Origin of the sequence: Rhodococcus sp. MEB032 (assembly GCF_030208925.1) — a bacterium.
Lineage (GTDB): Bacteria > Actinomycetota > Actinomycetes > Mycobacteriales > Mycobacteriaceae > Rhodococcus_F > Rhodococcus_F qingshengii.
In genome coordinates this window covers 29,765-50,250 of sequence record NZ_JARVSY010000010.1, presented here as the reverse complement: position 1 = coordinate 50,250, position 20,486 = coordinate 29,765, and the positions used below count along the sequence as shown (strand labels likewise).

Sequence of the window (20,486 nt, the reverse complement as noted above, 5' to 3'; positions counted from 1 at the left end):
GCCTTCGCTTTCATGGGAACGGAACACTCTCAAACCCTTCACCGGTCCACTTGTATGCAGTCGACGATTGACAGAACTCCGGAATGCCGGGGTCTTTGCACAGGTCGACCATGACCGACAATCCTCCGGTTGAGCCGACGACGTAGCGTCCTGGGTCTTGCACTCCGAAGACTTTGTGAGCGCCCGATTCGTCGATCTGGTAGACGAATCCGGCGACCATGAAGCTGACCGGTGGGGCCGGTCGTCCCCAGATGCCGACAGACTCGCAGGTGAAGACATTGACGACGGCATCTTGCCAAACGGCGCCTGTCACGGGGGAGTACCGGATTTCGTAGGGGAAGTTCGCATCACCGCACAGTCGGAGACTGTCCTTGACCGCATCGGACACTTCCGGGTCTGCTCTGAGGAGGGCAACAGGATCGATGCTCAAGCCCTGTGAGAGATCCGAGGGGTCGAGTGATGCTGCGATATTCGGAGTGGGTTCTGATTCAGGCTCGGTGGAACAGGAGGCGAGAGCAAACGCGACCGGCAGGCAAACACCGGCGAGCATCGCGCGGCGACGGCGATCAATCACGGATGAACTCCATTCCATCCCAGTGGAACTCGGTCCGAAGTGGTGGACGGGGGCAACATTCGAACTCCGGTGGCCGCGGATCCGTTTCCAGGACAGACAAACTCGCGGCGCGTTGACCGCTGACGATGAACTTTCCGCGCTCTTCGACGGAGAACAGGCGCTCACCCAGTTCGGGATCGTCTTCACTCGAACCGGCCTTGCCGCTGCGGTAGACGTAGCCGGCAAGGTTGACCGAAATCGACACTCCGGTCCCGGGTTGGTGGGCCGGTTGGCACGGATACACATTCATGACGACGAGTTCGGTCTCCGGCACGATACGCGGTGCGCCTGGATCGAGAAGGATGGACCCGACCGAGATCGGATACCAGTCAGGGCACGACCGAAGTTCTGTCTTCACTCCCTCGGACACCCCAGGATCGTCGAGGAGCGCCCGGCCCAACCTCGAGTTTTCGGCAACCCGTCTGGCCAGGTCTGCAGGTTGTGTGACGGGCAACCCGGTGGAAGCGACATCGCCTTCGATCACAACGCCCTGGGTGGACGCGCAGCCGGTGATCACGGACGCTCCGAGGGTTGCTGCCGCGAGCGCTGTACCGAACAGGCTGCGAGTACGGTCTGATCGACCGCCGCAGATGTCACTCCGATACAACACGTTCCCCTCCCCGGTCGCTGCGAACCCTCTCATCGGCATGTGCGTTTTCATACGATCACAGGTGATCTCGATATCGGAGTTTTGCCACCCACCGTTACGTAATCGTATGAATGTCAGGACCGTCGAGAGTTGGTACGCGACCGACGGAATTCTGTTACGAAACCGATGGAATCAGGCTCCTAGAGTGAGTCACGTCGGTGTTCACCGCTTGGGCGGAACGAGCTGATCCGCGTATCGAGGAGTGTGAGAGCAAATGCCTGAACTATTGCTGACCAACAAGACTCGGCGTCTGCGAGTGCTGCTCGCCGTACTGACGATCGGGGTGGTGTGCGCGATGACAGGGTGTTCGAGTGATGACAACAGCGCTCCAGGAGACGAACCGACGACTACATCGGTGGTTGCGGCGTCTACGACCCCACCGCCGCTGACCGCAGCGACCACTTCGGAGACAGTCGAAGGCTCGAACTCGGTGGGCGGCGGTACGGACGCATCCACCCCCGGAGTCCCGGCGGGCGGAGCAGCGCCGGCCTGGACCCCGGTCTCGACCAGCGCGGCTGCCCCTGCGACCCCTGGTCCGGCTACCGAGTCGACCAAGTGCACCGATCAGATCAACTATGTGGGTGACCCTCGTTCGAATGCGGAGATCAACAGCATCGCAGAGCAGATGGGTTCATGCCCGGCGCCGCTCCCGCCCGATGCCGTCGAGCCCTCCGAGAAATGCACCGACCAGATCAACTACGGCGCTGACCCTCGTTCCAACGCCGAGATCAACATCATCGGGGAACAAACCGGGATCTGCCCCGAGCCGATACGCCCCTAGCGACTTCAAAACCTGAGCAGTAGTCGGGAATTCGACCAAGAGCCGAAGCAGGGGGAGATCGGAATGACAAGCAGGGCAGGTGGACGTTCGATCGACAGTGTTGCCGACGATGCGTCCCGAGGGGATCGGGACGCGATTGCAGAACTCCTTCAACGCATCGTGCCTCTGGTGACGCGGCGCTGCCGTGCCGAACTGCGACCGCTCGACGCTGATCGTATTGCCGTCGGTATCTGCCGATCCGTCCTGTCCGACATTCGGCGACGTAGACGTGCCGGAGAAGCGTTCCTCGCGCATCTGTACGACGCGATCAGTCGCGAAATCGATTCGCTACCTGCCTCCAGTCGACTCACTCTGCCCTTCGGTGATCTGTCGGCCGCAGAACGCAACGTCTTGGTAGCTCGCATCGTTGTCGGCTTCGACGTGCGCGAGACGGCGCTGTCACTGAGAACGACAACGAGCGCCGTCGAACTCGCCCAACACCGCGCGCTGGCCAAGATCAGACGCGACAGCCTGAGCGGCGCCTGAATCAACGCTCGAAAGTCAACAGCTGCAACCCTTCGCAACTCCCGGCAACCTCACGCAACTCTTTCCCTTCGCCCGTGACCTACACGACACTGCATGGCGACGAGTGATCGAGAACGAGGAGTGTGACTGTGGTTCAACGGACGGCGCAGAAGCCGACAACCCCAGGATCGAAAAGGACCGGCGCCAAGCCTCATTCAGGGCTGGACCGGGATGCATTGCTGAAGGCGTACGAGAAGATGTCGCGCATCCGTGCGTTCGAGGATCGACTGCACGAAGAGAATGCAACCGGTGACATCCCCGGCTTCATTCACCTCTACTCGGGCCAGGAAGCCATCGCGGTGGGAGTGTGCGAGAACCTGAGCGACGCCGATTACATCGGATCCACTCACCGCGGTCACGGGCACTGCATCGCCAAGGGCTGTGATCTGAACGGCATGATGGCCGAGATCTTCGGCAAGGACGACGGCCTGTGTCGCGGTAAGGGCGGCTCGATGCACATCGCCGACCTGTCCGTGGGAATGCTCGGCGCCAACGCGATTGTCGGCGGAGCCCCGTCGTTGGCGATCGGTGCAGCACTGAGTGGTAAGACGCTTCGAAACGGTGTCATCGCAGCGTCGTTCACGGGTGACGGTGGATCCAACCAGGGAACCGTCTTCGAGGCGATGAACATGGCTGTGGTGCTGGACCTTCCGATCGTCTTCGTGATCGAGAACAACGGATTCGGTGAGGCCACCGGAACCGACTACGCAGTTGGTGCACCCGACATCGCCGCGCGCGCCGCATCCTTCGGCATGCCTGCCGTCAAGGTGGACGGCACCGACTTCTTCGCGGTCTACGACGCGATGGCGGAAGCATCGGAGCGCGCCAGGACCGGCGGTGGCCCCACCACGATCGAGGCGGCGGCATTCCGTTGGCACGGCCACTTCGAGGGTGACGCGCAGCTGTACCGCACGGCGGAACAGGTTGCGCAACTACGGGAAACCAAGGATCCGCTCAAGAATTTCCGTAGCAGCGTGGATGTGAAGAAGGTCAGCACCGCTGATCTGGACGCGGTGGACGAGCAGTCGCGAGTGCTGGTGGACGAGGCGGTAGCGAAGGCGCGTGCCGCGGCGTATCCACCCGTCGAGAATCTGCTGACCGATGTCTACGTGTCGTACTGAGGAGCCCGAGATGACAAGCGTGGAAGCCGAGAACGTGTCGAAGAAGACCTACCGCGAGGCCGTCAAAGAGGCCATCGCCCAAGAAATGCAACGCGACCCGAGCGTCGTTCTCATCGGTGAGGACGTACGGGGTGGGCATGCCGGTACCAATCCCGATCTGGAGACGAAGAAGATCGAGGCATTTGGCGGTGTCCTGGGTGTCACCAAGGGATTGTGGACGGAGTTCGGATCGGAGCGTGTAATCGATACCCCGATCACCGAATCCGCGATCATCGGAATGGCTGCCGGAGCCGCACTGACCGGACTGAGGCCGGTCGCCGAGCTGATGTTCATGGACTTCTTCGGAGTCTCCTACGACGCGCTCTACAACCAGGCTGCCAAGTTCCGCTACATGTTCGGTGGCAAGGCCAGAACCCCGCTGGTGGTGCGAGGCATGATCGGCGCAGGGTTCTCCGCCGCTGCGCAGCACTCTCAGTCTCCGTACAACGTGTTCGCGGCGGTGCCTGGCCTGAAGGTAGTCGCTCCGTCCAACGCCTACGACGCCAAAGGCCTTCTCATCCAAGCCATCCGGGACGACGATCCCGTCGTCTTCTGTGAGCACAAGGTTCTCTACGACCTCAAGGACGAAGTGCCGGACGAGCCGTACGCGATTCCGTTCGGCGTCGCCAACTACACCAGGCAGGGCGACGACGTCACGATCATCGCGTTGTCCGCAATGGTGAACCGCGCCAACGACGTAGCAGACAAGCTGGCCGCCGAGGGTATTTCGGTCGAGGTTGTCGATCCTCGTACCGTCTCACCATTGGACGAGGACGGCATCCTCGAATCCGTCGCATCGACCGGACGCGTCGTGATCGTCGACGAATCCGCCGCCCGCTGCGGTTTCGGGCACGACGTAGCCGCGCTGATCGCCACCAAGGGATTCAACTACCTGAAAGCGCCGATCGAACTGATCACTCCGCCGCACACGCCGGTTCCGTTCTCCCCGACCCTCGAAACTGCCTGGCTGCCTGACGCGGCGCGCATCGAAGAGTCGGTTCGCAAGCTGGTGAGAGCCTGATCATGGCTGACATCAAAGCTATCGACATCCCCAAATGGGGGCTCTCCATGGAGGAGGGGTTGGTCAACGCCTGGCTCATCGGGGAAGGTGACTCGTTCACCAAGGGCCAGTTGATCTGTGAGATCGAGACCAGCAAGATCACCAACGAGCTGGAGGCGCCGTTCGACGGTGTTCTCCGCAAGATCGTCGGCACACCGGGGCAGACTCTGCCCGTCGGCGCCGTGATCGGTGTGTCCGCCGATGCGTCCGCGACGGATGCGGAGATCGAGCAGTTCCTCGCCGCCCGCGGCGCAACCGCGCCGGCGGAAGAGCCGGCACCGTCACCAGCTGCTGCGCCGGCGGCTCCCGTGACACCTGCGGCTACACCGGCTGCGAAGGTGGTTGTTGCAGCGAAACCTGCACCAACCGGTTCCACCGTCGTACCGAGTGTTCTGCAGGGCACGACGCAGAGCGACGTGTTTGCGAGTCCTCGCGCACTCCGACGTGCCGAATCGCTCGGAATCGATCTCGCCGCCGTAGTGGGTACCGGTCCCCTCGGGCGGATCAGTGTCCGCGACATCGACGACGCGATTCGTGACGCCGGTGGCACTGTTGCGCCGGTAGTGCCGGCCGCGAGATCCGGCCTCCCGCTGCGATCGACCGCCGACGACAGTGCCGTGCCTGCCACCCCGGTCGCACGCAGAACTGCCCGATCACTGGGCGTCAACCTGCATGACTGTCGTCCGACGGGTTCGCGGGGGCGCGTCTGCGTCGCCGATGTGCACGACGCCGCTCGTTCCGCGCAGCTCCTGCCCGAGGCGGCGGCTGAGACGGGAACCATTGCCGTCGAACCCGAGTACGACACAATTCCGTTCACGCCCATGCGATCGGCAATCGCGGGCAGGTTGCAGGCGTCCAAGCAGCAGGCTCCCCATTTCCGGCTCACGGCGGATCTCGAGCTCGATGCGCTCCTCGCTCTGCGCAAGGAGATCAATTCGACTGTCCCGGCGGTCAAGCTGTCGGTCAACGACTTCATCGTGAAGGCCTGCGCGGCTGCACTGATGAAGGTGCCGGACGTGAACGTCCAGTTCGATGCCGCGAACGACTCGGTTCTTCGATTCGCGTCGGCGGATGTCTCGGTGGCAGTTGCACTTCCGACCGGGCTGATCACGCCCATCGTGCGTAGCGCGAATACCAAGTCGTTGGCGGACATCTCGGGTGAGGTGCTCTCGTTGGCCACCAAGGCGAAGACCGGCAAACTTCGTCCCGAAGAATTCCAGGGCGGAACCTTCACGGTGTCCAACCTCGGCATGTTCGGGATCAAGGCATTCGACGCGATCATCAATCCGCCCCAGGGAGCGATCCTTGCCGTAGGTGCGGGGGAGAAGCGCGCGGTGGTGGTCGGTGACAGTGTTTCTGCCCGGACCGTGATGACCGTGACCCTCTCGTGCGATCACCGGGTTATCGACGGAGCCCTGGGTGCGACCTTCCTTCGGGAGCTCCAGCGCTTTGTCGCTTCTCCCGCGCTGATGTTGGTGTAAGGGGCTGTGGTGGAAAACAATACGTCGCATAAGTACGACGTTCTTGTCATCGGTGGCGGCCCCGGTGGTTACGTGGCGGCGATCCGGGCTGCCCAGTTGGGGTTGAGCGTCGCGCTGGTAGAACGTGATCGCCTCGGAGGTATCTGCCTCAACTGGGGTTGTATCCCCACCAAGGCGATGCTGCACGGCGCGGACGTCGCGCATACCTTGAGTGAACTCGACACATACGGATTCAGTTCGGCGTCTGTCCAGTTCGACATCTCGAAGTTGGTGTCGTTCAGCCGAGGGGTTTCGGAGAGGTTGTCCGGCGGTGTTGCCTATCTGATGAAGAAGAACGGCGTCGACGCCATCTCAGGCGCCGCGAAGTTGGTGGACAAAGGCGTCGTATCCGTGGGAGGACAGACGTATCGAGCCGACCACGTGATCATTGCAACCGGTGCCCGGCCGCGTTCGATTCCCGGCGTTGCCCCCGACGGTGATCGGGTATGGACCTACTTCGACGCGCTCGTCCCGAAGGAACTGCCGAAGTCGCTGCTCGTGATCGGGTCCGGCGCGATCGGAGTCGAATTCGCCAGCCTGTACCGCGATCTCGGAACCGAGGTGACCATCGTCGAGATGGCACCACACATCATGCCGGTCGAGGACGAAGAGATCTCGGCCTTCGTTCGCAAGCAGTTCGAGAAGCGTGGCATCACGATTCACACCGGAGCCTCGGTGTCGGCGGTGACCGTCGGCGACGACGCCGTCCAGGTGAATGTGCAGACGAGCGACGGTGTCGAGTCGTTGACCGTGGACCGGGTGTTGGTGGCGGCCGGAATCACCGGCAACGTCGAGGATCTGGGGTTGGAGGCTCTGGGCGTCGAGATCGAGCGCGGTGCGATCGTCACCGACCAGTGGTGCCGTACCAGCGCTTTCGGGATCTATGCGATCGGTGACGTCGCGGGCGCTCCATGTCTGGCGCACAAGGCAAGCCACGAAGCTGTCCTGTGCGTCGAAAAGTTGGCAGGCGTGCCCGACGTTCATCCGCTCGATCGCGACTACGTTCCGGGGTGCACGTATGCCCGCCCACAGGTGGCGAGCCTGGGTCTGACGGAGAAGCAGTGCGCCGGTACTGGTCGCGCGCTGCGGGTCGGACACTTCGACCTGCAGGCGAACGGCAAGGCACTGGCGATCGGCGAGGCCGAAGGCTTCGTCAAGACGATCTTCGACGCCGATACCGGGGAACTTCTCGGCGCGCACATGGTCGGTCCGGATGTGACCGAGCAGATTCAGGGTTTCGGTATCGCTCGATCCCTCGAAGCCACCGGCGAGGATCTCGCCGAGGTCGTGTTTGCTCATCCGACGCTCTCGGAGGCAATGCACGAGTCTGTGCTCTCGGCGCTGGGGAGACCCCTCAACGCGTGAGCACCGTTCGCGTGCGTGAACGCCGTCCTTTCGTTCACGCACGCGAACAACTCTGCAACCGGGTGCAACGCTCGCTTTCGATGACCCCGTCACATAGGACTGGAGTGTGATCGGCGAAACGAATCGACTCGAACCGGCCCTGGCCAGTGGTGAAGACCCGGCGCAGTACGCACGTGTTCTCGAATCCGTGTACGAAGCAACGATGTCGGGATGCAAGCCGCCTGCGCGTCCGCGCTCCGTCATCGCGAATTCGTGGTCGCGTTTGCGTGCGCTCGGACTCGATCCGGACCGGTGCTCGATCACCGAGACGGGCCGCGAATCCGAGATCGAAGAAGGCAGACGCGCAGCCGGCATGGCGGAGATCTTCGACGAGGCGGTGCACGGTCTGGCACCACTCGTCGGCCCGGACGACGCGAATCTGATCGTGGTGGCGGACCGCTACGGACGTATCCTCTGGCGACACGGGTCCAGTCGAATGTTGGATCGGGCCGAACGGCTCGGGATGATCGAGGGTGCGTCGTGGACCGAGGAAGCTGTTGGTACCAACGGGATCGGCACTTCCTTGGCATCAGGTTCGGCAGTGCAGGTGTTCTCGGCCGAGCACTACTCGCGCTCGCAGCATCCGTGGACCTGCTCCGGGGCGACGGTTCGAGATCCGCGTAGTCGCCGGGCCATCGCCGTCGTGAACGTCGCCGGCGCAGCAGACACGGTCCACCCGTCGACTCTCGCTCTGGTGGACAGTGTGGCCAGGCTGGCGGAATCCGCACTGCGGGAGAAGCATCGAATCGGATTGGATCAGCTCCGGATGATCTCGGCATCGACGCTGGCTCGCGCGAGTCAGCCGACTGTGGTCGTGGACCGCAGTGGCTGGGTCGCGGCGGTGGACTCGATGGCGCCGATCTACAGAATCGCACTGCCGAAAGTGATGAGCAGCGGCGAGCATTGGCTCCCGTCGCTCGGACTATGTGTGTGCGAGCCGCTTCCGGGTGGTTGGCTCATCCGCCCTCAGATGGATCCGGCGTCCGGAACGGTTTGTGCAGAAGTCGAATTGGATGTGCAAGATCCGAATGCGATGGAATTGCGGTACTCCTCGGCAATGGGGAGCTGGAGTATCGACCTCAGCCCGCGCCATTCGCAGATCCTCGTGGCTCTGACACAGGCGCCCGAGGGCCTCACGGCCTCGCAGCTCGCCTCACAGTTGTTCGGCGATCCGCGCAAGACGGTGACCGTCCGGGCCGAGATGTCGAGGTTGCGTAAGCGATTGGCCGGAATCCTGTTGGCTCAGCCCTATCGCTTCGACCCGGCGGTGAGGGTAAAAACCGCCCCTGCTGTGCGCCTTTATTAACCGCGGGGGGTTAATAAAGGCGCACAGCAGAGCGGCGCGAACGCCGCACCTGCGCGTACTCGTAGCCGTTCTGCCAGGACACGGTGGCCACCAGCACCCAGATGATCCACGTGGCGCTCATGTGCGTGCCGACGATGCCCATGACGATGGGGATGGCGGTGCACGGGAGCGCCCAGCCGAGCAGCCACCGTCGGTCCGATCGCGCGAACAGCCCTGCCACCAGGCTGATTCCGAAATAGACTGCGATGCTTCCGCACAACAACCACCGCAGGTTCGCGGGCGTGTGCTCCGCGCCGTGTTCGGTTGCCGCTCCGAGCCCCGCGACCAGAACCGCGATAGCGCCGGTGGTGAAACAGTGCAGCGCCATGTCGATGCGAGCGGGAAACTTCTCGGGCTGCAGGTGCGGAACACCGGCGTGGCCGTAGAGAAGCGAGAGAGCCCACATGCCCGAGAGCAGGACAAACGATCCGACTGCGAGGCTGACCACCGTCGAGTCCCAGGTGAGCTTCGAGGCCGCAGAAATCACGAGGATCACACCCTCGCCCAGCACGATGATGACGTACAGGCCCAAGCGCTCGGCAAGGTGAGCCCGATCGGAGTGCAGGGCTTCGAGTTCGGGCATCCGGTCGTCCTTGAACCCGCGAACCTTGATGATGCGGTCGAGCTTTTCCTGCGCGTCTTCCATGATCGCGCTGCCGGAGACGACGAACATGATCAGCAGGTCGATGGTCACACCGGCGGTCCAGAGCCAGAACCGAGTTTCGCCCTCGAACCAGAACGAGACGATCCACGGGATCACACCGAGAGACATCTGGGCGATCGGCCAGTCCACGACTATCTGGCCGTTGTGCCACACCCGACTCGCCAGCAGACGTACGGCCACGTAGGCGACAGCGAAGGCCAGCGCATGGTTGTCGTGGATGCCGGCCACGGCCGCCATCATGACGGCCAGTCCGAACATGGCGATCAGCATGCTCGGAATTCGGACCCGGTCGCCGGCAACGTTGCCGTACATCGTGAACGTCGCCCACGCGGTCCAGAACGCGAGATAGAGCAACGCGTAGAGCGCGACATCCGACCACGACGGCGAACCGTGGAGCAGGTGAGCCAGCTGACCGATACCGGCAACCACGACGAGGTCGAAGAACAATTCGATCCATGACGCGTGTCGCTCGAGCACCGCCTTCTGCTTCGAGTCTGGTTCATTTCCGAGTTCCGACATACAGCTCAGTATCGGCTATCGGCATCAACAGTGCTGGTAGGCGTCGAAGTTGTCCGTTCTCTCGAAGTAATGCATATGCTGTCCGATGAGTGATCTGGATCATAGTTCGGGTGAGGTGGTCGACGTGCACGGTAGCGGTGACGTCGCTCTGTCCGCTGCGGACTACGACCGTGTCTTCGCTGTCTTCGACTACTGCTCGGCCGCGAGAACGCTCGATCAGCTCAAGGATCTCCTCATGGTCGCGCTCCATGATCACTACCGCTGTCCCAACACCACCTTCCTTGCCGGCCCGACCTTCACGACGGCTTTCGCCGACCCGGATCCGGTGACGACCGGGCGGATCACGCCGATCCTCGACGAGTACCAAGCGCACTGGTACCTCGACGACGTTTTTGCGACGGCGCAATCGCGGGCAACGCTGTTGGCATCTCCCGCCATCACGCACACTCAGTTGGCCGACGTCCCTTCACAGTCGGCGACGTACCTGCGAGATTTCCTCTATCGCAAACGCCTTCACAGCGCGTCGGTGATGCATCTCCAGTTGGCCCACGGCGGTCACGGTCTGGTGGGGATTTTCGATTCAGAAGGCAAGGATCTGTCGGGGCGCGACATCGTGGGCTTGGGCATTCTGGGCAAGCAATTGTCGCTGTTGTGTCAGACGCTGCCCGGGCAACGCGAGCCGGGATGGCGAGAGAAGCTGACGCCCCGGCAGATCGATCTCGCGGAGTTGTTGGCGGACGGCCATACCAACGACGAGATCGCGGTGATCCTGTCGCTGAGTCCGGACACGGTGAAGAAGTATGTAAGCCGCATCCTTGCTCTTCTGCGCGTTCGCAACCGTGCCGAGTTCGTGAAGTTGGTCTACGCGCAGAAACTTGCCGATCAACGCGCTTGAGATTGTCCACTTTCGTGCACTGTGACCGCGGTCACGGCACGGATAGCGTTTTCGGTGCACGGCCAGGAGTTGGCCCACAGCACTAGGAGAACTCATGAGTAGGCTTCGTTTCGGGTATTTCATGGCACCGTTCCACGTCCCCGGACGCAATCCCACCGCCGCACTGCAGCGTGATCTCGAACTGGTCGAGTACCTCGACCGGTTGGGCTACGACGAGGCGTGGTTCGGTGAGCATCACTCTGCCGGAAGCGAGATCATCGCGTCGCCGGAAATCATGATCGCTGCAGCCTCGCAGCGCGCACCTCGGATTCGTTTCGGCACGGGTGTCACGTCGTTGTCGTATCACAACCCGCTGTGGGCAGCGGATCGAATCATGCAGTTGGATCACCTGACTCAGGGGCGCTCCATCTTCGGAGTCGGGCCCGGTTCGTTGCCCACCGACTCGGCGATGATCGGTCTGAACCCGACGGACACCCGAGAGTTGTTGCAGGAGAACCTCGACATCGTCGTGCGCCTTCTTCGTGGCGAGACGGTATCCGCGAAGACACGAACCCACGAGCTGTACGACGCCAAGCTGCAGCTCGCTCCGTACTCGGAGAACGGCATCGAAATCACCGTGGCCGCAGTGGCCTCCCCGACAGGACCTCGCCTGGCCGGTACGCACGGTCTCGGTCTGCTCTCCATCGGAGCAACCTTGTCCGCCGACGGTTTCGACGCCTTGGCGCACCACTGGAATGTGATGGAGGAACGCGCTGAGGTCAACGGGACGACGGTGGATCGTCGGCAGTGGTCTCTTGCCGGACCTTTCCACATCGCCGAAACCGAGGCGGAAGCACGCAAGCAGGTCGAGTACGGCATCGAGGAGTGGTTCGACTATTTCCAGCACGTCGCGGCCTTCCCTCAGATGGCGGTCTCCGGTGCGCGTCTGAGCGAGATGATCGACTTCATCAACGAGGCCGGGATCGGTGTCATCGGCACACCGGAGCAGGCCAGACGTCAGGTACAACGGCTGTGGGACCAGTCCGGTGGTTTCGGCTGCATGCTGCAGATGGGTCACGATTGGGCGAACCCGCAGGACACCCGACGTTCGGCAGAGTTGTTCGCGCAGGAGGTCTTTCCGCACTTCCAAGGGCAGGCGCAGGCGACGCTCGACGCGGCAGCTCACGCGCGCGCTGTCAGGGAAGGGCATGCAAAGGCGCAACTCGACGCCGTCGACCACATGACGAAGAAGTACGCACAAGAGTTGGCAGACAAGGGCTGACATCGTGAATGTCCCACAGGGCAACCGGGCGTTGCGTTTTCGAGAAGCCATGGCGCACGTGTGCTCACCGGTCGCCGTCGTCACGGCAATGGACGGCGACCGGCCGCACGGCACGACGGTCAGCGCATTCATGTCGTTGTCGATGGACCCGCCGATGACCGCGGTGGCTCTGGATCGACAGTCGGAAGTTCTCGGCCTCATCGAAGGAACGCGGAGGTTCGCGATCAATGTCCTCGGGACCGCGCAAAGCTCACTGGCGGTTGCCTTTGCGAGGAAGGGCCGTGCGAAGTTCGACGGTGTCGAGTGGGCGGAGCATCTCGGTGTTCCGAGACTGCCGGACGTATCCATCTGGATCGCGTGCACCGTTGATGCCGTCGTGGACGGTGGTGATCACAAGATCGTGACAGGATCGGTGGACGAGGTCGAGCACCGCGAGTCGAATCCACTGACCTACCACCGGCGTGTATTCGGTACGCACGCACCGACGTCAGTGCTCTAGGAAGGAGAGCCATGTATGTACTGGTGGACGACGGCCGCGTCAGCATCCACGATGTGGACAACCTGAAGGCCTTTCACGTCGAGGTGAGTGCCGACATCTCCGAAGCCGAACTGGACGAACTCTTGCGCCTTCAGGATTACGGATACGTCAGCGGTGGTAGTGCATTCATCTCGGTAGCCCGCGTTCGCGAGAGCACCACGGACGTCGAAGGTGTTGCCGCGATGGTCGACTACGCCCAGAGCAAAGGCTGGGTGGACGAGGACGGCGAAGCACTGCAGGTTCACGTCGTTCGCCAGAAGTAGCGGAACGGCTCAGACCATGTCGTTCTTCTGCAGCCATCGCAGCGTCGGCCAACCGCAGAACACCGGGAGCCAGCAGGTCAGCACTCGGTAGAGCAGGACCGACGGGACCGCGATGCTTGCCGGCAGTCCGAATGCGGACAGACCACCGATGAGGGCGGCCTCGACGGCTCCGACGCCACCCGGTGTCGGAGCCGCCGAGGCGAGCGTCCCACCGATCATCGTCACGATGGTGACGGTGATGAACGTCGTTCCGCCGCCGAATGCTTCGACGCTCGCCCACAGAGCCAGGGCGGCACCGAGAGTTGTTGCGGCGCTGCCGCCCACGATGATGAGGAAGCGCGTGGGATTTCGCGCGAGTTGGCTCAGTTCACCCAACACCTCGGTGATCTGAGGACGCAGGTCGTCGCGCAGCCACCCACGGAGTTTCGGGATGAACATGAATGCACCGAGAACTCCGAGCGCGACGCCGCCCGCCAGGTACAGAACAGTGGATCCCGGGATGAAGTGCGAGAGGTTCGTATCACGTCCGGCGACGATCGAGAAGAAGATCAGCAAGCCGACGTGGGTGACCACCTGGACCGTCTGTTGCAGCGCGACTGCGGCCGTTGCGCGGACGGTACCGAGCCCGCCCTTCTGCAGGAACCGCACGCTCAGCGCGAGCCCGCCGACTCCGGCCGGAGTTGTCGTCGCCGCAAAGGTGTTGGCCACCTGCATGATCAAGAGGTTGCGGTAACTGACCATCGACGACGCACAGGCCCACAGGGCCGCTGCCGCGCCGACGTACGTCAGTGCGGAGACGCCGAGGCCGAGCAGTGCCCACCACCAGTTGGCCGTCTTCAGTTCGGTGATGAACGCGGGGACCTGGCTGATGAAGGGGTAGGCGACGTAGACCAGACCGATGAGCAGAACGAGCTGGATCAGCTGGTTGCGACTGAATCGGGTGACCTGTGCGGGAGCGACCTTTTCGATCCCGTTCTTGGCACCGACCTCGTCTCGGATCTCGGTCATCAGTTTCGCGGAATCCGTGACCGTCCGCCGAATTCGGTTGGGCAATGCAGCGGTGGTCAATCGGCCGGAGGCGGCGAGAATCGTGTCTGCGCCTTGCGCTCGAATCGCGGCGTCCACCGCTGCATCGACCCCGAACAATGATGCGGTGGCGAAGAGAAGTTGTGCGTTGTCGGACTGCATCTGAACTTCGGTGGCGCCGAATTCGGAGTACGCGTACCCGCCGAAGAGGATGGTTCCGCCTTCGACACGAATCTCGGAAGCGCGCAGGTCGCCGTGCGCCATCTGGTGCACGTGAGCGGTATGCAGTGTCTGCCACAGCGCGTCGATCAGTTTGGTGGATTCTTCCTCGCCCGCCTGGTTCTCGACGGCGACGGCAAGGGGGATGCCACGAGGACTCGGGCGCGCGTACATCTCCCACCCGCGATCGAGTACCGAGATTGCGACGGCCTTGGAACTGGCCAGACCGATGTCGGCGAACGCGATGCCCATGAGCGCTCGGTGTTCGACGGCGCGACGAAGTGATCCGTAGGGCGGCGGAGTTTCACGGTTCCGGAACGAGATCCAACGGAACGTCTGTCGAATTGCTCCGCTGCTTCGCTGGTTCTGTCCGTACAACTCGACGACGAGTTCGTCGAAAGGTTCGTCGTCCGGTGCTTGGTCGATGGCTGCGGACATGACAAGAGGCCCGATTCCCGAGGGACTCACGACGCGGAATGCGGTGACGCGGTAACCGCGCCGCGCGAGTACGCGTACTGCCGAGTCCAATGGCACTTCGAGGGCAGGGGTGCCGACGGCGAGAACGATCACCGCGCCGATCAGGTAACCGACGGCGAGACCCAGCATCGATCGTGCGGGAACGATCGAGCTGACGATCAGATGGATGGGAGCGAAGAGCAGAAGCAGCGTCCACCAGGCTCGTCGCCACTTCTTCGGAAGCCACGGGCCCGAGACGGTGAGCACCGCCGCGAGCATCGCGATCCATCGCGGATCGTCGAGGAATTGAGACAGGAAGGTGGCGTCGAGTCGGTCCGGCACGTCGAGGTGCCATTTCGGTGCCGCCAGGCCTGTTCCGGTGAAGGACAGCGCGACACCGGCGCACAGTCCGGCGGCGGCGTATCCGGCCAGCAACTTCCACCGGCGCCCGACGATCAGGCCGATCAGGATGGCGAACGGTAGCGCCAGAATTGCGATGCCGTAGAGCAGGTACACAGTGTCGGACAGGCTCGGCGAGAGAACACCGACGATGTTGGACACCGACGTTTCGAGGGCGTCCCACTGACTTCGAGTGATCAGAGATCCCGCGATCACGCCGCCGAGCAGCACAGCAGCGATCGCAACCCGCATGATGTCGCTCGTACGGCGGTGCAGTGGTGGCAGGAGGCTTCCCGTTACCGGGATCTCCCGTCCGTCTACTCGCATCTCGCCAGAACTCTCTTCTCTCGGGGTTACCGACCGTCTCAGTTACCTCGATCAAGGTACCGCGTGAGGGTTCGGCGACTGGGAAGCCGGACCTGTCGTTACCTCCTCGATGCCAAGCAACATTCTCTTCGGACCCGCGGGAGCGGGCTTCGGCGCGTAAAATTCACTTTCCGGACGTTCGTTCATTTCGACGACAGGGAGTGCGGATTCATGAGCCCCGACGCCAGCGGTGTGGACGGTCGGGTTCCTGACCTGCCGACCCCGTCGACCAGAATTTCCGTCACCGAGGATTACGCGGCCGAGATCGACGAGCTGTCGAGTCTCAAGCACAAGCTCGGAGTGCTGGAGCCTTCGGAGTTCGCGGATGCCTGGAAGCAGGGCTATCCGTACGAGAAGAAGATGTCGCGCCGCGAGTACGAGCGGAAGAAGCGGCGTCTGCAGATCGAGTTGCTCAAGCTGCAGCTGTGGGTCAAGGAAACCGGTCAGAAGGTGCTCATCATCTTCGAAGGTCGCGATGCTGCCGGTAAGGGCGGGTCGATCAAGAGATTCACCGAGCATCTCAATCCCCGTGGAGCCCGCGTGGTCGCGCTCGAGAAGCCCACCGACATCGAGCGGACGCAGTGGTATTTCCAACGCTATGTCGCACACCTACCCAGCGGCGGCGAGATAGTGATGATGGACCGGTCCTGGTACAACCGCGCCGGCGTCGAACGAGTGATGGGTTACTGCACGCCGACGCAGTATCTCGAGTTCATGAGAGAGACCCCGGACTTCGAGCGGATGCTCGTCAACTCCGGGATTCATCTGCACAAGCTGTGGTTCTCGGTCAGCCGCGAAGAGCAGTTGGCGCGGTTCGCGGCCCGCCGAACGGACCCGGTGCGTCAGTGGAAGCTCTCACCGACCGATCTGGCTTCGCTCGACAAGTGGGACGACTACACCCAGGCCAAGGAAGCCATGTTCTTCTACACCGATACCGGGGATGCGCCCTGGACGGTGATCAAGAGCAACGACAAGAAGCGCGCTCGCCTCGAGGCGATGCGTCACGTGCTCGCCAGCTTCGACTATCCCAACAAGGATCACCGGGCTGTCGGTACTCCGGATCCCTTGATCGTCGGGCCGGCGTCGGCCGTATTCGAAGAGGGCGAGCACGTGAACGTGGAGTTGCCTCAGCTCTAGCGCAGGTGATCGCTCAGATCGAACTGGCCTCTGCCCACAGATTGATGCCGCTGTCCTTGGCGTGCTGATCTATGGAGGCCAGTTCGGCTGCGCTGAATTCGAGATTGTCGAGCGCGCCGACGTTGGCTTCGAGTTGGGCGACACTGGACGCACCGATCAGTACCGAGGTGACCCGCGAATCGCGGAGTGCCCAGCTCAGTGCCAGCTGAGCCAGCGACTGGCCGCGGTCTGCCGCGATGTCGTTGAGCGCGCGGATGTGGGTGAGAGCGTCGTCGGTCAACCACGACGGATCCAGTGACTTACCTTGAGCTGCACGGGAATCCTCGGGGACACCGTTCAGATAGCGATCGGTGAGCATGCCTTGAGCGAGTGGTGAGAACGCGATGACGCCGACGCCGAGATCGTCGACAGCCGACAGCAGGTCCTGCTCTATCCAGCGGTTCAGCATCGAATAGCTCGGCTGGTGGATCAAGAGCGGAACCCCCGCAGCGGCGAGCAGTGCGGCGATTTCACGGGTGCGCTCCGGCGAGTACGAACTGATACCCGCGTACAGGGCCTTGCCCTGCTGGACAGCGCTGATCAGGGCGCCTGCGGTCTCGTCGATCGGAGTTTCGGCGTCAGGGCGATGGCTGTAGAAGATGTCGACATAGTCGACGCCGAGTCGTCCGAGCGACTGATCGAGGGAAGACAGCAAATACTTGCGGGAACCACCGAATCCGTAGGGGCCGGGCCACATGTCCCAGCCGGCTTTGGACGAGATGACCAATTCCTCGCGGTACGAAGAGAAATCCTCACGCAGGATCCTGCCGAAGTTCGTCTCGGCGCTTCCGTACGGGGGACCGTAGTTGTTCGCAAGATCGAAGTGGGTGATTCCGAGATCGAATGCCCGCCGCAGAACTGCGCGCTGGTTCTCGATCGGTACGTCGTCGCCGAAGTTGTGCCAGAGGCCCAGCGAGATGGCCGGGAGTTTGAGACCGCTCCGACCGGTTCGGCGGTACGGCATGGCTTCGTAGCGGTCCTGCGTGGCGACGTACTGATCGGACATGGTGCCTGCCTTCACATCGTTGTGTCTGCGGTTGAGCGTTCACTCCCGACCATTATCGCCGACGGCGCTCAGGTGTGCCGGCCGCTGGAGGTGTGTCAGTCAAAATGCTTGCGGTTTAAAGCAATTCGATCGATCTTTTGGACCGATGTTCAGGTTCGAGTCACAGTGCCGGGCGGCGGTGACGTCGACCACGTCTGGGCTCGCATCTAAGGGAACGGTAAGGAATCGCGGTTACCATGGTCACAGTCGATCGGCGATACCGATCGCCGATTCGCTTCGAACATGTTGCCCAGCAGCCGGATCCGGGGTCCGGCGAGGAGATCTATGTCGACGCAGTCCGTAGTGCACGCACAATCATCCGCAGACGAGAGCGTCGTGGGGGATTCGTCTCCGCCGGGTGGTGGAAGCCGGCGATATCTCGAGCAACTGATCAGATACGACGTGCCGGCGTCGCTGGTCGTATTCCTGGTGGCGCTTCCCCTGTCATTGGGAATTGCGATCGCCTCCGGGGCGCCGATCATGGCAGGTCTGATCGCCGCAATCGTCGGCGGAGTGGTGGCCGGAGCTGTGGGAGGTTCACCGCTGCAAGTCAGTGGTCCCGCAGCCGGCCTGACCGTGGTGGTCGCCGAACTGATCGGCAAGTTCGGGTGGAAAGTCACCTGCCTGATCACCGTCGGCGCCGGAATTCTGCAGATCGTGTTCGGGCTCAGCCGAATTGCCCGTGCGGCGCTGGCTATTGCTCCAGTGGTGGTGCATGCGATGCTCGCCGGTATCGGCATCACCATTGCGCTACAACAGGTTCACGTGTTGTTGGGTGGAAGCTCGGCCAGCTCGGCGCTGGACAATCTACGGCAGTTGCCCGCACAGATCGGTGCCTTGCATGTCGAGGACCTGATGATCGGACTCGTCGTCATCGCCACCCTTCTCGGGTGGCGCTATCTCCCTGCCGGTGTCCGCAAGGTTCCGGCGGCGTTGGTGGGCATCGTATTGGCAACTCTCGCTTCGCTGGCGCTGCCGATCGACGTCGATCGTATTGCTCTCGACGGATCTTTGCTGGACTCGATCGGACTCCCCGCTCTGCCCGACGGCCAGTGGCTCGGCGTCGCAACCGGCATCCTGACCATTGCCCTGATCGCCAGTGTGGAGAGTCTGCTCTCGGCCGTGGCCGTGGACAAGATGCACTCGGGCCCGCGGTCGAACTTCGATCGCGAGATGCTCGGCCAGGGCACCGCGAACATGGTGTCCGGGGCCATCGGCGGCCTTCCGGTCACCGGGGTGATCGTGCGCAGTGCGACCAATGTCGAGGCCGGGGCGAAGTCCCGCGCGTCGTCGATCATGCACGGCCTGTGGATTCTGCTGTTCTCGGCTGCGCTCGCCGGGTTGGTCCAGCAGATTCCGAAGTCTGCACTGGCCGGACTGTTGATTGTCATCGGTATTCAACTGGTCAAGCTGGCGCACATTCGGTTGGCGCGACGGACCGGTGATCTGTGGGTGTACGGCATCACGGTGGTCGGCGTCGTGTTCTTGAATCTGCTCGAGGGCGTCCTGATCGGGTTGGCGCTGGCCATCGCCCTCCTGGTGTGGCGTGTCATCCGCGCAACTGTCACCGCAGAAGAGTTGGGCGACAACGATTCCGGGAAGTGGCGCGTCCTGGTCGAAGGCTCGTGCACCTTCCTGGTGCTGCCCAAGCTGACGTCGGTGCTCGCCGGACTCCCACCGCGGTCGGACGTCACCGTCGAGCTGTCTGTCGACTTCCTCGACCATGCCGTCTTCGACGTCATCGAAGAGTGGGCGAGGCAGTACGAGTTGGCAGGTGGTTCGGTGGTCATCGACGAAGTCGGCTCGGTGAGTATGGAGAGCGCGACCACCGGTCCGCCGAAGCGCGGCGCCGCAGTCACCGACCTGCGCGGCTTGCTCGCGCCGTGGGGCAGTTGGCAACCACAGGCTTCGGGGAGGAATCTGAGCAGCCCGCCGGCCTTGCGGCCCATTCTCGACGGGGTGTCCAACTATCATCGCCATCGCGCCGAAGCGATACGGCCGCACATGGATCAGTTGCGCGACGGGCAGAACCCCGACTCTCTTTTCCTTACCTGCGCAGATTCGCGAGTGGTGCCGAACATCATCACGAGCAGTGGCCCCGGCGACCTGTTCACCGTGCGCAATGTCGGAAACCTGGTTCCTGCCGGCGGCCGCGATACGTCGGTGGAAGCGGCACTGGCCTTCGGGATCGACGAGTTGGGTGTCAGCTCGGTGGTCGTGTGCGGACATTCGGGCTGCGGCGCGATGCAAGCACTCCTGACGAACGGTTCGTCGGAATCGGGAGTCGTCGGGGAATGGCTGCGGCATGCGGAGACGAGCTTGCAGGCCTATACGAGTGGCCATCCGGTCGCGCGTGCTGCGGCCGAGGCAGGTTTCTCGGAGGTCGATCAGCTCGGAATGGTCAATGTCGCAGTCCAATTGCAGACTCTCGAACGCCATCCTCTCGTCGGTCAGGCCCGTGTGGATGGTCGCCTGCGTATCGCCGGACTGTTCTTCGACATCGGCTCGGCTCGGGTCATCGAAGTGACAGCGTCAGGGATCGGCCAGTTGATCGAGACCTGAA

At 62.8% G+C, this 20,486-nt stretch carries 18 protein-coding genes; 13 read left to right on the top strand and 5 right to left on the bottom strand.

The window, feature by feature from the left end:
* Nucleotides 1-10: 10 nt before the first annotated feature.
* Both QRN54_RS10415 and QRN54_RS10410 read right to left on the bottom strand, forming a co-directional pair.
* The gene (locus QRN54_RS10415) at nt 11-574 is read right to left on the bottom strand and encodes a hypothetical protein (protein WP_054781865.1); all 564 of its coding nucleotides are present in this window, start codon (nt 572-574) and stop codon (nt 11-13) included.
* Nucleotides 567-1,223 (bottom strand): hypothetical protein, encoded by a 657-nt coding sequence (locus QRN54_RS10410; protein WP_003939689.1) that lies wholly within the window; start codon nt 1,221-1,223, stop codon nt 567-569. The genes QRN54_RS10415 and QRN54_RS10410 overlap by 8 nt, the downstream gene beginning before the upstream one ends.
* Nucleotides 1,224-1,476: 253 nt before the next feature.
* On the opposite strand from QRN54_RS10410, the gene QRN54_RS10405 reads away from it, so the two are divergent.
* From QRN54_RS10405 to QRN54_RS10375, 7 genes are all read left to right on the top strand, one after another.
* Complete coding sequence (locus tag QRN54_RS10405) at nt 1,477-2,043, top strand: hypothetical protein (protein ID WP_063315911.1); 567 nt, start codon at nt 1,477-1,479, stop codon at nt 2,041-2,043.
* Nucleotides 2,044-2,106: 63 nt separating this feature from the next.
* On the top strand, nt 2,107-2,568 hold the full coding sequence (locus QRN54_RS10400; protein WP_007733468.1) for an RNA polymerase sigma factor SigD: 462 nt from the start codon (nt 2,107-2,109) through the stop codon (nt 2,566-2,568).
* Nucleotides 2,569-2,804: 236 nt separating this feature from the next.
* Nucleotides 2,805-3,728 carry a thiamine pyrophosphate-dependent dehydrogenase E1 component subunit alpha gene (locus QRN54_RS10395; RefSeq protein ID WP_051649553.1) on the top strand — a complete coding sequence of 308 codons (924 nt, stop codon included), beginning with the start codon at nt 2,805-2,807 and terminating at the stop codon, nt 3,726-3,728.
* 10 nt (nt 3,729-3,738) lie between these two features.
* Entirely contained in the window at nt 3,739-4,788 is a 1,050-nt protein-coding gene (locus QRN54_RS10390; RefSeq protein WP_007733466.1) for an alpha-ketoacid dehydrogenase subunit beta, read from the top strand.
* A gap of 2 nt (nt 4,789-4,790) precedes the next feature.
* Nucleotides 4,791-6,308: a dihydrolipoamide acetyltransferase family protein gene (locus tag QRN54_RS10385; RefSeq protein ID WP_283552182.1), complete on the top strand. Its 1,518-nt coding sequence runs from the start codon at nt 4,791-4,793 to the stop codon at nt 6,306-6,308.
* Between the two features lie 6 nt (nt 6,309-6,314).
* Nucleotides 6,315-7,712 carry a dihydrolipoyl dehydrogenase gene (lpdA, locus tag QRN54_RS10380; protein WP_151098121.1) on the top strand — a complete coding sequence of 466 codons (1,398 nt, stop codon included), beginning with the start codon at nt 6,315-6,317 and terminating at the stop codon, nt 7,710-7,712.
* A gap of 106 nt (nt 7,713-7,818) precedes the next feature.
* Nucleotides 7,819-9,057 carry a helix-turn-helix domain-containing protein gene (locus QRN54_RS10375; RefSeq protein WP_285181958.1) on the top strand — a complete coding sequence of 413 codons (1,239 nt, stop codon included), beginning with the start codon at nt 7,819-7,821 and terminating at the stop codon, nt 9,055-9,057.
* Nucleotides 9,058-9,067: 10 nt separating this feature from the next.
* On the opposite strand, the gene QRN54_RS10370 is transcribed toward QRN54_RS10375, so the two are convergent.
* Nucleotides 9,068-10,279 (bottom strand): low temperature requirement protein A, encoded by a 1,212-nt coding sequence (locus QRN54_RS10370; RefSeq protein WP_285181957.1) that lies wholly within the window; start codon nt 10,277-10,279, stop codon nt 9,068-9,070.
* An 85-nt stretch (nt 10,280-10,364) separates the two neighbouring features.
* On the opposite strand from QRN54_RS10370, the gene QRN54_RS10365 reads away from it, so the two are divergent.
* From QRN54_RS10365 to QRN54_RS10350, 4 genes are all read left to right on the top strand, one after another.
* Nucleotides 10,365-11,174, top strand: a complete 810-nt coding sequence (locus QRN54_RS10365; protein WP_007733461.1) for a helix-turn-helix transcriptional regulator — start codon at nt 10,365-10,367, stop codon at nt 11,172-11,174.
* 94 nt (nt 11,175-11,268) lie between these two features.
* Nucleotides 11,269-12,435: an LLM class flavin-dependent oxidoreductase gene (locus tag QRN54_RS10360; protein ID WP_204855469.1), complete on the top strand. Its 1,167-nt coding sequence runs from the start codon at nt 11,269-11,271 to the stop codon at nt 12,433-12,435.
* 49 nt (nt 12,436-12,484) lie between these two features.
* Nucleotides 12,485-12,934: a flavin reductase family protein gene (locus QRN54_RS10355; protein ID WP_007733458.1), complete on the top strand. Its 450-nt coding sequence runs from the start codon at nt 12,485-12,487 to the stop codon at nt 12,932-12,934.
* A gap of 11 nt (nt 12,935-12,945) precedes the next feature.
* Nucleotides 12,946-13,236, top strand: coding sequence for a hypothetical protein (locus QRN54_RS10350; RefSeq protein ID WP_277377489.1), 291 nt, complete (start codon nt 12,946-12,948; stop codon nt 13,234-13,236).
* Between the two features lie 9 nt (nt 13,237-13,245).
* On the opposite strand, the gene QRN54_RS10345 is transcribed toward QRN54_RS10350, so the two are convergent.
* Nucleotides 13,246-15,663 carry a lysylphosphatidylglycerol synthase transmembrane domain-containing protein gene (locus QRN54_RS10345; protein WP_007733454.1) on the bottom strand — a complete coding sequence of 806 codons (2,418 nt, stop codon included), beginning with the start codon at nt 15,661-15,663 and terminating at the stop codon, nt 13,246-13,248.
* A gap of 210 nt (nt 15,664-15,873) precedes the next feature.
* Between QRN54_RS10345 and ppk2 the strand changes: the two genes are divergently transcribed.
* Nucleotides 15,874-16,839 carry a polyphosphate kinase 2 gene (gene ppk2 / locus QRN54_RS10340; RefSeq protein WP_003940295.1) on the top strand — a complete coding sequence of 322 codons (966 nt, stop codon included), beginning with the start codon at nt 15,874-15,876 and terminating at the stop codon, nt 16,837-16,839.
* A gap of 13 nt (nt 16,840-16,852) precedes the next feature.
* On the opposite strand, the gene mgrA is transcribed toward ppk2, so the two are convergent.
* Entirely contained in the window at nt 16,853-17,884 is a 1,032-nt protein-coding gene (gene mgrA, locus QRN54_RS10335; RefSeq protein WP_042451484.1) for an L-glyceraldehyde 3-phosphate reductase, read from the bottom strand.
* A 324-nt stretch (nt 17,885-18,208) separates the two neighbouring features.
* On the opposite strand from mgrA, the gene QRN54_RS10330 reads away from it, so the two are divergent.
* Nucleotides 18,209-20,485 carry a SulP family inorganic anion transporter gene (locus tag QRN54_RS10330; RefSeq protein WP_285181954.1) on the top strand — a complete coding sequence of 759 codons (2,277 nt, stop codon included), beginning with the start codon at nt 18,209-18,211 and terminating at the stop codon, nt 20,483-20,485.
* Nucleotide 20,486: the final 1 nt, after the last annotated feature.